The 11,330-nt window shown below is 44.5% G+C and carries 11 protein-coding genes and 1 pseudogene; 5 read left to right on the top strand and 7 right to left on the bottom strand.

The window, feature by feature from the left end:
* The 4 genes from H539_RS0106345 to H539_RS0106330 form a co-directional block, all read right to left on the bottom strand.
* The coding region (locus tag H539_RS0106345) for a transposase (RefSeq protein WP_026692839.1) at positions 1–273 on the bottom strand (273 nt) is incomplete at its 3' end.
* Between the two features lie 302 nt (positions 274–575).
* A complete protein-coding gene (locus H539_RS0106340; protein ID WP_026692838.1) occupies positions 576–1,217 on the bottom strand; it encodes a TetR/AcrR family transcriptional regulator in 642 nt (213 codons plus the stop codon).
* Between the two features lie 24 nt (positions 1,218–1,241).
* A complete protein-coding gene (locus tag H539_RS0106335; protein ID WP_026692837.1) occupies positions 1,242–2,267 on the bottom strand; it encodes an ABC transporter permease in 1,026 nt (341 codons plus the stop codon).
* On the bottom strand, positions 2,264–2,989 hold the full coding sequence (locus H539_RS0106330) for an ABC transporter ATP-binding protein (protein ID WP_026692836.1): 726 nt from the start codon (positions 2,987–2,989) through the stop codon (positions 2,264–2,266). The genes H539_RS0106335 and H539_RS0106330 overlap by 4 nt, the downstream gene beginning before the upstream one ends.
* Before the next feature lie 556 nt (positions 2,990–3,545).
* Between H539_RS0106330 and H539_RS27920 the strand changes: the two genes are divergently transcribed.
* From H539_RS27920 to H539_RS0106305, 5 genes are all read left to right on the top strand, one after another.
* Positions 3,546–4,337 (top strand): sugar phosphate isomerase/epimerase family protein, encoded by a 792-nt coding sequence (locus tag H539_RS27920; RefSeq protein ID WP_035321994.1) that lies wholly within the window; start codon positions 3,546–3,548, stop codon positions 4,335–4,337.
* 24 nt (positions 4,338–4,361) lie between these two features.
* Positions 4,362–4,916, top strand: coding sequence for a GNAT family N-acetyltransferase (locus tag H539_RS0106320; protein WP_026692835.1), 555 nt, complete (start codon positions 4,362–4,364; stop codon positions 4,914–4,916).
* A gap of 22 nt (positions 4,917–4,938) precedes the next feature.
* Positions 4,939–5,367: a metallothiol transferase FosB gene (fosB, locus tag H539_RS0106315; protein ID WP_026692834.1), complete on the top strand. Its 429-nt coding sequence runs from the start codon at positions 4,939–4,941 to the stop codon at positions 5,365–5,367.
* Between the two features lie 286 nt (positions 5,368–5,653).
* Complete coding sequence (locus H539_RS0106310; RefSeq protein WP_026692833.1) at positions 5,654–8,461, top strand: ATP-binding protein; 2,808 nt, start codon at positions 5,654–5,656, stop codon at positions 8,459–8,461.
* A gap of 37 nt (positions 8,462–8,498) precedes the next feature.
* Positions 8,499–9,344, top strand: a complete 846-nt coding sequence (locus tag H539_RS0106305; RefSeq protein ID WP_026692832.1) for a CheR family methyltransferase — start codon at positions 8,499–8,501, stop codon at positions 9,342–9,344.
* A 28-nt stretch (positions 9,345–9,372) separates the two neighbouring features.
* Here H539_RS0106305 and H539_RS33070 read toward each other — a convergent pair whose 3' ends face one another.
* From H539_RS33070 to H539_RS0106290, 3 genes and pseudogenes are all read right to left on the bottom strand, one after another.
* Complete coding sequence (locus tag H539_RS33070; protein WP_281171397.1) at positions 9,373–9,966, bottom strand: EAL domain-containing protein; 594 nt, start codon at positions 9,964–9,966, stop codon at positions 9,373–9,375.
* A gap of 40 nt (positions 9,967–10,006) precedes the next feature.
* Positions 10,007–10,603: pseudogene (locus tag H539_RS33065) on the bottom strand (diguanylate cyclase domain-containing protein); the annotation flags it as partial.
* A 35-nt stretch (positions 10,604–10,638) separates the two neighbouring features.
* The gene (locus H539_RS0106290) at positions 10,639–11,319 is read right to left on the bottom strand and encodes a PAS domain S-box protein (RefSeq protein WP_026692829.1); all 681 of its coding nucleotides are present in this window, start codon (positions 11,317–11,319) and stop codon (positions 10,639–10,641) included.
* Between the last annotated feature and the right edge of the window lie 11 nt (positions 11,320–11,330).

Below are 11,330 nucleotides of genomic sequence, written 5' to 3'. Positions count from 1 at the left end.
GATGTGCATGGCCTTTTTTAGGATCTCATTCTCCTCCCGCAGCTGTTGAAGCTCCTTTTCATGTTGTTTCTTTAACTTTTCCAGCTCGCCGGGAGTCATATAGTTTTCTTTGTTGACCTGTCTATTTGCTTTCTCTTTGTAGGCACTCGCCCACTTTCTAATGGTTGAGTAGGGGATCTCAAGCTCGAAAGCAAGCTCCTTGGCGACCCGCCCCTCTTCAACAATTAGTTTCGCAACATACTCTTTATATTCATGATCAAAATGTTTCCCCATAAGAACACGTCCTCTTTAAAGTTAATTCAAGTATATGAATAACCGTTTTAACGTGTCCACTTTTGAGACTAACTCAAAGATTTCCCCTTATTCCAAGCAAAATCAGCTATTTTTTAATTTTTTGAGTCAATAAGGGGAATTCCTCCCTCTATTCAAGCCACTTTTTACCGGAATTATAGAATAAGGGGAAATTCTCCCTTTATATTCCATCCTGGGTCTATAAGCTGGTCAGCGGCTTTATCGGCTGGCCGGCGTACCCAAGAATGGCGGGGGCTGCCCATTTCTTGGAAAAAGCTCCCCTATTATTTCTTGAGCCCATTCATGACAAACCAGATCATTTCTTCGATTTCCTCATCACTGATGGAAGCTTTATTCAAAAACACAAAACGCGAGGTGAAGAATCCTCCGATCATGGTCAGCAGATTTTTCAGCATCGTATCTGCTGGGATATCGGTGAGTTCTCCGCGTTCTTTGAAAAATTCAACAGCATGACGTAACCGGGGCGAAATATTTTCATAAAGGAAGGGGAGAATTTCATTTCGCAGCTCTTCCTTATAAAGGACTTCCTTGATCATCACCTTGAAGATTTCTTTGTTTTCGGTAAAAAAGTCTCTGCGGTTCTTGAGAAAGGCCCGCAGAAATTCATCAAATGTTAAGGTGTTCTCGGTCAAGGTCTCCTTGAACACTTCCTCGGCCATGGCGGGCAGTGATTCTTTTATAAAAGGGAGGATCACTGATAGAAGTAAATTATCCTTGGTTCCATAATGCTTAAATATGGTCCCTTCTGAGACCTCTGCGAGCTTGGCAATTTCGGATGTGGATGTATTGGAATAGCCCTTTTCGGCAAAAAGGGTAATGGCGGTTTCCACGATTTTTTTCTGTTTTAAGGTCTGTTTGGTTGATTGTTTTGCCTGTTCAATCATTTGATCGAGAAGACTGCTCATACACGCCCCTCCTTTTGTTAAAAATTATAATTTGCGGTATTTTTTCAGTGCGAATAAATTCAAAATAATAAAGACCGCGGCAAATATCATCAAAACCAGGATATCGCCCATTATATCGGAAAAAGCGAATCCCTTGTACATAACGCCCTTCAGCGCATCTGCCGCATAATACAACGGCATGATTTTGGTCAGTGCCTGCAGCCAATCTGCCATGCCCTCAATCGGAAAAATGCCGGAGAAGAAAACCTGCGGGATAACCACCACGGGAATGAACTGGACCATCTGGAATTCAGAAGCCGCGAATGAAGATAGCAGGATGCCCAGTGATAGAGCAACAAGAGCCAGAAGCAAGTTAACCAGCAGCACATTCCAGATCGACCCGACTAATACAACATCCAGGACATTTATGGCATAGAAGACTACGATAATCGTCTGGATGACAGCAAATGCACCAAAGCCGATTAAATAGGCAAGCACAATTTCCCCTCTTTTAATAGGAGTCGCCATTAATCGTTCCAGGGTTCCTGTTGTCCGCTCCTTCAAAAGGCCGACACCAGAGATCAAGAAGACGAAGAAGAAAACAAAAAAGCCGATTAAAATAGGACTTACCACATCAAAAAAGCCTGTGTCTTTACTTCCATATATATAATGAGTCTGAATAGGATCCTTAGCAGCTGCCTTTTGAGTTGAAAGCATCTGCTTAATTTTCATTTGTAAACTCTTTGCCGCCGTTGGGTCCGTATTCAGAAGGGTCAGCTCCGGCCGGCCATTTTCGATCTTTAAAAAGGCATCTAAATCATGCTTTTCCATTGTATTTTTGGTGCTCGAGGTTTGGTTAAATGTTTCCACTTTAATATCTGCAGCCTTGAATTGTGTAATCATTGCTGGAGAGACGTTTTCGACTCCTATAGTGGAATCCACTGTTTTTCCGTTAAAAACTAGGTTCATCAGGGTGAGGACCAATAAAGGGGCGACGAACAGCAGGGCCAATGTGCGTTTGTCTCTCAGCATCTGCTGAAAAATCCGTTTAATAAGGGCAGCTGTCCTCATTGATTTTCCCTCCCTGCATTCAGGAATACTTCATCAAAGCTGCTGGCATGGTACCGCTCCTTCAATTCTTTCGGTGTCCCCCATGCAATGAGGGCGCCGTCCCGGATCATGGCAATATAATCACATCTCTCTGCCTCATCCATTACGTGAGTGGTCACGATGATCGTTTTCCGCTCTTCATTCTTCATCCTCTCCAGCTCATTCCAGATGCTGAATCGCAGTTCAGGGTCGATGCCGACAGTCGGCTCATCTAAAAGCAAGATCTTTGGGTCCTGAATGAGGGCAATTGCGAGCGACAGCCGGCGCTTCATGCCGCCAGAATAGGCTCCGACTTTTTTCGTGAGATCTTCCGTCAAATTCACCAGGCCGGCTGCATATTGAATCCGTTCATGCCTTTCCGCTTTGTTCAGCTTATAGAGAGAGGCGAAAAACTTGAGATTTTCCATGCCGGTCAATTCTGTGTATAACGCATCAGATTGCGCCATGTACCCGATCTCCTCCAAAATGTTCAAGTTTGGCATGGTGTGATCCAGCACATGAATCGAACCGCTGCTTGGAACATCCATCCCGACAATCATCTTCACCAAAGTCGTCTTTCCAGCCCCAGATGGCCCGATAAAACCGTTAATTTTTCCTTCCTCCACGCGGAAATTAATATCCTGAAGCACCATCTTTTGGCCAAACCGTTTACTGACGTTCTGGATGGAAATGGTCTCTTTCATGAACTCTGCCTCCTTTTAATAATGTGGTGAGTAATCACTCACTTTTCATTTTAATATATGGCGTCGGGAGAAAGAAGTCAATTAAAAAGTGAGTAATTACTCACTTTTTAATTGAGATGCTCCCGGTCGAGTAGGAAAAACAAATTCTATTCAGTCTTGAGGGAAACCAGCGAAAATCAGAGACCAGCATACAGCACTCAAAGACTAAAAAGTCGTAAACTAGCCATGGCAATTGGCGGTTTTCTTTCACTCGACCAGCAAAAGTAAAATAAGGGGAGGTTTTACCGTTAAATCCGAAAAGGAGCTCATTTCGGGGAAAATAAGGGGAGATTTTCCCCTTATCTACAGAAAAATATGCCACTTTTAATTTTTTAAAGTCAATAAGGGGAATTTCTCCCTCTATTTCAGCCTTTTTTAATGATAATTATGAATTAAGGGGAATTTTTCCCTTTATTTATCCGCCAGCCCTCCGGTGCATAAGCGGTCCTCCAATAATGAGCCCCCAACCACTAAAAAGTGGTAAAATTAGGCTGACTCATTCTGAAGGAGGTGTCCCATGCAGATCAATCTAAAGTGCTCGCTGGACTTGGAGCAGATCGAGGACCGGCTTGCCTATCATCCTCAAATCATTGAACTGCAGCTGTTTGAGCAGGATATTGAAAACGTGCGCCGGATTATTGAAACGATTCGGATGCTGAAGGGGCAGGGAATTAAGGTATATCTGCATCATCCCATGAAGGTGAACGGAAACTTTCTTGATATATTGAGCCGGGAGCGGGAAGTGTATGATTTCTACCGTTATTCGTCGCAGGTGCTGGATGAGATTTGCGTGTCGGAGGATGTGGATTGCGTGGTGCATCCTCATTATGAAAAGTGTGGGAGCGGGATGTGGGATGCAGCGGGTTCTGAGGACGCCCGGGAAAAATCTCAGCAATTAGGGGAAGCCATCCAGGAAATCAGCCAGAAAACACATGGCCGTTTTTTATGGGAAAATTCACCCCGCGGTCTGTTCTCAAGCCTTAATCCATACTGGCTGACTCATATCGTGAAGCCTTTTGAGCTGCCTATCTGCTATGATATCAGCCACTCCTTTATGTCCTATAGGGGAGACAATGTAAAGCTCCTTCAGAATATAAGTGACGCGATGCCGTTTGTCCGCTACTTCCACGTGGTCGACAGTGCGGGTACGGAAGTGCATGACGCTCTTCCATTAGGGCAGGGCAGTATAAAATGGGGCGCTTTGAAGCCTTACATCACACAGCGGGAATATATTTTTGAAATAGAATTGGCAGATTATCGGGACTGCACGCCTATGGCAGAAAGTGCGGCTTATTTTCATCAGCTTTAATTAATGACAACGGAGGACTTTAACATGTTTAACTGTCAGGTGGACGAGGATATTCAATTAAGGCTTTTTACACTGGGAGATGCCGAGGAGTTGTTTCAGCTTACTTGTCGCTCAAAGCCTTATCTCAAGGAATGGCTGGGCTGGCTGGATTATACGGTGACGAAGGATGATTCAGCGGAATTTATCAAAGGGACGCTATCCGGCACGGCAGAAACCGGAGGTCATCCCAAGTCGGCCGCAATTGTGTACCGCGGGAAAATTGCCGGGACCATTGGCTTTAATGAGATCAACCGCATGAGTAAAATCGGCGTCATCGGCTATTGGCTCGGAGAAGAATTCCAGGGCAGGGGCATCATGAGCCGCTCCTTTAAGGCGTTTGTGGATTATGGCTTCAAAGAAGCGGGACTGAACCGGATTGAAGTAAGGGCGGCAGTTGGGAATCTGAAAAGCCGTGCCCTTCCTGAGCACCTTCATTTTAAGGAGGAAGGATTAATCCGCGAGGCTGAATGGCTGTATGACCATTATGTCGACCACGTTGTGTACGGGCTCCTGCGCAGGGAATGGGAATCACAACTATAGAATAGGTGAAAGGAAGCTTTCTATGAAAATCAATCATCTATTATTTTCCGTCAGCGATTTGGACGAATCCATCGCTTTCTATCAGAATGTTTTTGGCGCAAGGCTGCTTTTAAAAGGCAGGAGCACAGCCTATCTGGATCTGGATGGACTCTGGCTTGCATTGAATACTGAGGAAGACATCCCAAGAAACGAGATCCATCAATCCTATACGCATATAGCTTTTTCTGCAGACGAGGGAGAGCTGGATGTCTTGAGGAAGAAACTGGAGCGCCTTGGGGTGAACATCCTTCCGGGCAGGGAACGGAACGAGAAAGATAAGCTCTCCATCTATTTCACGGATCCGGATGGCCATAAATTCGAATTCCACACAGGCACGCTGTTCGACCGGATGGATTATTACAGAGAAAAAGAGCATATTCAGTTTTATGAAGAACAAGACCCTCTCCAATAGGGCCTTTTTTTTCGGAATTCGAAGGGTTTTCATTTAAAGATTTATTGGTAGATGCTGTATAATAATAGAATATAGACATCTGAATCTGGATGGCACAAAGCCTTCATTTCACTGGATACACACTGTTCTGTTTCTTGATTCCTATATCTTACATAACGTTTACGGAAGCTGGAGAACTAGAGTAAAAAGCAATAGTTTGATATAGTTAAGTGTAAAACATTTTTTAATTAGAAGCGGGCTATAGTCCAATAGATAAAAATTTATAATCAGGGAGGCAGGAAAAAGCGTGGGCTTTAAAAAGAAGCAATTCATAGGTTTAGGCTTAACGGTCTTTTTTATGTTCCTATTATTATTTGTCATTTTATATATGCTGAACGGAATTAAAGCCAATATGCTGGAGATTGTCCAGGATCGTTATCATAAAGTGAATGAAACCACAGAAATTAGACAGAAGCTCTATTTAAAGGATAGAGATGTCATCAACATGGTAAACACCAGCCGGCAGGATGTAAATAAGACCATCCAGGCAGCTGAAACGCAGGAAAAGGACATTGATTCCCTCCTGATCAATTTAGAAACGGCTGCAAACAGAACGGAGTCCAAAGTGCTTATAAAGGAAATAAGGGATTCATTCGGCCGTTATACCAGCATGGAAGAAGCCATCAGAGCCGGCCTTAGGGACGGGGATTCCAAGGCGGATCTTCAGGCACTGTATAACAATGGGGCCAATAACCGAACCTATTTATTCCAAAAGATTGATGAATTTAAAAAGTATCAAGAAACCTTGATGAATGCGTCTTTAAAGGAGGCTACCAATACCTATGATAATCTGGTGGCAGCTCTTATCATCACGATTTCGATTGCACTTCTTCTGATCGTATCCGTTATGCTGTGGGTCATCCGCAGTACGGTATCCAACATCAACTCCATCACGAGGGTCATCCGGAATGTGGATTACAGCAACCTGTCCTCCATTCCCCGGATTGATGTGAAAACAAGGGACGAGATCGGCCATATCGCAGAAGCCTTCAATGCCATGGCGGCTTCGATTGAAACGTATAATGAAAAAGAACAAAGCTATACGGAGGCCATCCAGGAACAGAACTGGATCCAGACGAACTCTGTGGATATTGTCAACATTTACAGCAGGCATACATCTGTCAATTCTCTTGCGCAGCAGTTCATCCGCAAGCTTGCTCCTGCAGCGGGCGCAAGCCTTGGCGCTTTTTATCTGAAGGATGAAACAGAAGGAAAGCCGGTGTTCAGGAAGATTGCCTCTTATGCAGATTCTGAGGACCAGGCAGGCCGGGAGCTGTTCAGCTTTGGCGAAGGGCTGATCGGACAGAGTGCCAGTGAAAAAGAGAAAATTGTACTTACAGATATACCATCAGATTATAAAGTGATTTCTACGGGCCTTGGCGACATGAAGCCAAAGAGCATCATCATTGCCCCTGTCAAATTAAGGGATGAGGTAGTGGCAGTGGTGGAGATCGCAAGCATGGGCGACATCGCCTCCAGGGAGCAGAAGCTGATAGATAATGTACTGGAAACGCTCGGAATCGGTATCACGAATATTCTTGGAAGAATGGAAGTGGAACGCCTGCTTGTCGAATCTCAGGCACAGACCGAAGAACTTCAGGCGCAGTCCGAGGAGCTTCAGTCCCAGTCAGAAGAGCTTCAGGCACAATCCGAGGAGCTTCAGAGCCAGACAGAAGAGCTGCGCATGATGAACGAGCAGCTTGAAGAGCGTTCAAGAGATGCGGAATTGAAATCCGAAGAGCTGATGGCAGCCAAGGATCAGCTTGAAGATAAAGCTGTCCAGCTGCAGCAGAGCTCAAGATATAAATCAGAATTCCTTGCCAATATGTCTCACGAACTTCGTACACCGTTAAACAGCATCCTGCTTCTTTCAGAAATGCTCTCCGAAGATCCGGATTATGCACTGACAGATGATCAAAAGGAATTTGCGACGGTTATTCATTCTTCCGGTCAGGATTTATTGAACCTGATCAACGATATTTTGGATTTATCAAAAATTGAGGCAGGAAAGCTCGAAGTAACGTTTGAGGAAGTTAATACTTCTGAGTTCATCGAACGCCTTGAGCGCAATTTTTCTCAGTCGGCGAAAAACAAAAATATTGGTTTTAATGTCAATTATGGCGATTCTGTTCCTCCCATTATTTATACGGACGAGCAGCGCCTGCAGCAGATCGTGAAAAATCTTCTGTCCAATGCATTCAAGTTTACGGAAGAGGGATCTGTGACCATTTCCATTGATAAAGCGGAGCCGACAGACCTTAAGTCAGCGCCTCTCGCCAATCAGGTGGACACATGGGTGAAAATTTCCGTGGCTGATACAGGAATCGGCATCCCGAAAGATAAACAGAACATGATCTTTGAAGCCTTCCAGCAGGTGGATGGCGCCATCATGAGGAAATTCGGCGGGACAGGCCTTGGCCTTTCCATCACGAAGGAATTCTGCCAGCTGCTTGGCGGAATGTGCAGCGTAGAGAGCCGTGAAGGAGAAGGAAGCACCTTCACCATCGTAGTTCCAAACCTTCCAGGAGGCATTCCGGATATTGCGGAAAGAGAAGTGATTGAAGAACAGGTAGCATCGGCCATCGAGGCGGCTGCGGTGGAAGAAGCTGCAGCAGCGGTTGTCCAGCAGCCAGCAGTCAAACCAGTGCATGCTGCCGTAACCGATTCAGGTTTAACGTCTATTTTAAGTGGAAAAACTGTAATAGTGGCGGACGATGATCATCGGAATATCTTCGCCTTGAAAAATGCACTATTAAAAGAAGGGGTGAATGTCATAACGGTAGGAAACGGGGCGGAATGCCTCGACAAGCTGATGGTTCTTGACTCTGTCGACATGGTCCTTATGGATATCATGATGCCGGTGATGGATGGCTATGAAGCGATTAAGCGGATAAGAGCCATGGAGCAGCATGAAGAGCTGCCGATCATTGCACTTACGGCCAAGGCCATGAAGGGCGACCGTGACAAGTGCATGGAAGCGGGAGCAACCGACTACATCAGCAAGCCGTTAAAGCTTGATCAGCTTCTGTCTGCAATGCAGGTGTGGCTGTCTTAGCCGGCAGTCTTTTAAGGGAGGAAGGAAAGAAAACGGTATGACGGCATCGAATAAAGAAGAGCTGGAGCTGGACCTGCTGTTGATTGCGGTCTACCGGCTCACAGGGTTTGACTTTAGGCAGTATATGCGTTCGTCGATCATGAGACGGGTTGAAAATAGATTGAGCTTGGAAAAGCTGAACAGCATCACGCACCTTACGGAAAAGATCATTCATGACCAGAACATGCTTCCGAAGGTGCTCGCTGACTTTTCCATCAATGTGACCGAAATGTTCAGGGACCCTACCTTCTTTAAGACATTCCGTGAAGAAGTGGTTCCCTTCCTCAGGGAACTCCCGGAAATTAGAATCTGGCATGCGGGCTGTTCAACGGGGGAAGAGGCATACTCGATGGCCATCCTGCTTCACGAGGAAGGGCTCGGAAACAAGGTCAAGATGTATGCCACCGATATGAATGAAAAAGTCATCCATAAGGCGGAGCAGGGAATGTTTCCCCTGCAGAAAATGCAGCTCTACACGAAGAACTATATGGCGGCAGGAGGAAAGAAATCCTTTTCCGAATATTATAAGGTGGACCATGAAGGAGCCCATCTCATTCCATCATTAAAGGAAAATATCGTCTTTGCCCAGCACAACCTGGTGACAGACGGATCCTTCAATGAATTTCATGTGATCATCTGCCGGAATGTCCTTATTTACTTCAATATTGATCTGCAGCTCCAGGTATTCAAGCTGTTTAACGACAGCCTGGGCCCTGGCGGATTCCTCGGCCTTGGAAGCAAGGAATCCGTCCGTACGGATGACTCGATCCGGTTTGAAACCTTTCATACGCAGGAAAAAATCTTTATTAAAAAACGCAGGATGTTAGAGCAGAATATTCTGTAAGTAAAAAGCAGCCTGAGTCCTAAGGGGCTCAGGCTGTATTTGCTTTAGAAGACAATCCGGCATGCTTGCCAGCCATCCATTTCTCTTCGAACAGTTCTTTTGGTACAGGGGGAGAATAATAATATCCCTGGACGTCTGTGCACCCGAGCTCTTGCAGCAGTTCAATTTCCCTTTTCGTCTCCACGCCCTCAGCAATCACCTTCATTTTTAAACTATCCGCGAGAGATAGAATAGCGGAAATGACCTCACGGTTGTTTTCTATGGAGCGAATGAAGGATTGATCAATTTTAAGGGTATCAACATTCAATTTGTAAAGATAGCTTAGGGAGCTGTATCCAGTACCAAAGTCATCAATGCTGATATGAATGCCATTTCTCCTTAATTCCTGCAGGATAGTATTCACTTCCTCTTCATTTTTCATGACCATTCTTTCTGTGACTTCCAGTTCCAAAAAACTTCCGCTCAAATTGAATGTATCCAAGTGATGAAGGATATATTCGACAAACCCTTCTTGTAAAATCGTTACTAAGGAAATATTTATAGACACTCGGTTGATTTCTTTTCCGGATTCTTTCCAGGCAGCTATGGTGGAACAGACTTCGGCAATAACGAACCTTTCCAATCTCAAAAATAAGTCCGCTTTCCTCAGCCACAGGAATAAATTTATTCGGAGGAATAAATCCTTTCAAAGGGTGATGCCACCTTAGCAGCACCTCAGAGCCGTTCAGCACATGTTTGCTAGTATTGAATTTTGGCTGGAAATACAGCATGAGTTCATTCCCGTCAATGGCAGATTTTAAATCACGTTCCATTTCGATCTTTTCCAGCGTCTCTTTCTTCATGATCTCGTCATAAACGGAAAAACCATTGGATCCATTTTCCTTTGCATAATACATGGCCAAGTCGGCAAACTTGTACAATTCATCCAAATTTTCAGTATGGTTTGGGAAGCTGGCAATCCCCATACTGGCAGTAAGCAGAACATCAGATCCATCAACAATCAGCGGCTGTTGAAAACCTTTGATAATTCTATCTGCCAGTGATTGGAAGTCCCCTAAAGGCAGTACAACTAAAAACTCATCCCCGCCTTGTCTTGCGGCAGTTCCATCCTCTCCGGCTAATCCCTGGAGCCTTTTTGCGATTTCCACCAGCGCTTTATCGCCGAAGGTATGTCCGAATGAATCATTGATCCTTTTGAATTTATCAAAATCCAAAAGAAAAATGCAGAACTCTATCCCCCTCTCCGCTAAATCGGCAATATATTGATGGATGTTTCTTCTATTGGGGATATTCGTTAATTCATCGTGATAAGCCAGATACCGTATCTGCTCTTCCGCCCTTTTTTATCTGTGATATCCTCAAAAATTCCAAACGCCCCAATCACATTATTATTTATGATGGTTCGGACGGCTGTTATGGCTATATCTGTTGGGTGTCCCTGCTTATTTATAACCTGTGTTTCAAGATTTGTAATCCTGCCGTCCAGGACAGCTGTTAAATGCAGAAAAATGGTAGTCTTAGTAGCCTCTTCAAAAAGGTCACCGATATATATCCCTTTTAATTCGTCTTTTCGAAAACCTGTTATGTCTGTTGCAGCTTTGTTTGAATCGAGTATATATCCGCCAAGATTGACAGATAAAACAGCACCCGGGTTGTAGCTAAAAAGGGAAGTATAGGACTGTACGTTTTTCATTAGAATTTTATCCCCTACCAGATCAAGCACCAGCATAAGAACAAAGTTAACGGCCATGACAAAAATAAAGGGGACGATTTGTTCGGATAAAACGGAAGAATGACCATGGATTTGCACAATGGAACTGAACATAATCAAGCTGGTACCAACAATGGCGGTGCCGGCAGAAAAGCAGCCGATATATTTCCACTTTGTTAAAATTCTGAAAGACTCTTCATTGGTAAATTGAATCAGCAGCCTGAAAATGGCAAAGGCAGTCGTCATGGTCAATACGAAAGTCATAGAAAATAAAA

This window comes from Peribacillus kribbensis DSM 17871, assembly GCF_000430765.1.
GTDB classification, from domain to species: Bacteria; Bacillota; Bacilli; order Bacillales; family DSM-1321; genus Paraperibacillus; species Paraperibacillus kribbensis.
The sequence above is the reverse complement of the archived record's forward strand: the minus strand, read 5'-3'. Positions and strand labels throughout refer to the sequence as shown.

What these genes read in the sequence shown, in the direction of transcription:
- H539_RS0106305 (WP_026692832.1), top strand. Translation starts at nt 8,499, where the DNA reads ATGACGGCATCGAATAAAGAAGAGCTGGAGCTGGACCTGCTGTTGATT.
- H539_RS0106320 (WP_026692835.1), top strand. Translation starts at nt 4,362, where the DNA reads ATGTTTAACTGTCAGGTGGACGAGGATATTCAATTAAGGCTTTTTACA.
- H539_RS0106340 (WP_026692838.1), bottom strand. Translation starts at nt 1,217, where the DNA reads ATGAGCAGTCTTCTCGATCAAATGATTGAACAGGCAAAACAATCAACC.
- H539_RS0106335 (WP_026692837.1), bottom strand. Translation starts at nt 2,267, where the DNA reads ATGAGGACAGCTGCCCTTATTAAACGGATTTTTCAGCAGATGCTGAGA.
- H539_RS0106330 (WP_026692836.1), bottom strand. Translation starts at nt 2,989, where the DNA reads ATGAAAGAGACCATTTCCATCCAGAACGTCAGTAAACGGTTTGGCCAA.
- H539_RS0106290 (WP_026692829.1), bottom strand. Translation starts at nt 11,319, where the DNA reads ATGACTTTCGTATTGACCATGACGACTGCCTTTGCCATTTTCAGGCTG.
- H539_RS27920 (WP_035321994.1), top strand. Translation starts at nt 3,546, where the DNA reads ATGCAGATCAATCTAAAGTGCTCGCTGGACTTGGAGCAGATCGAGGAC.
- fosB (WP_026692834.1), top strand. Translation starts at nt 4,939, where the DNA reads ATGAAAATCAATCATCTATTATTTTCCGTCAGCGATTTGGACGAATCC.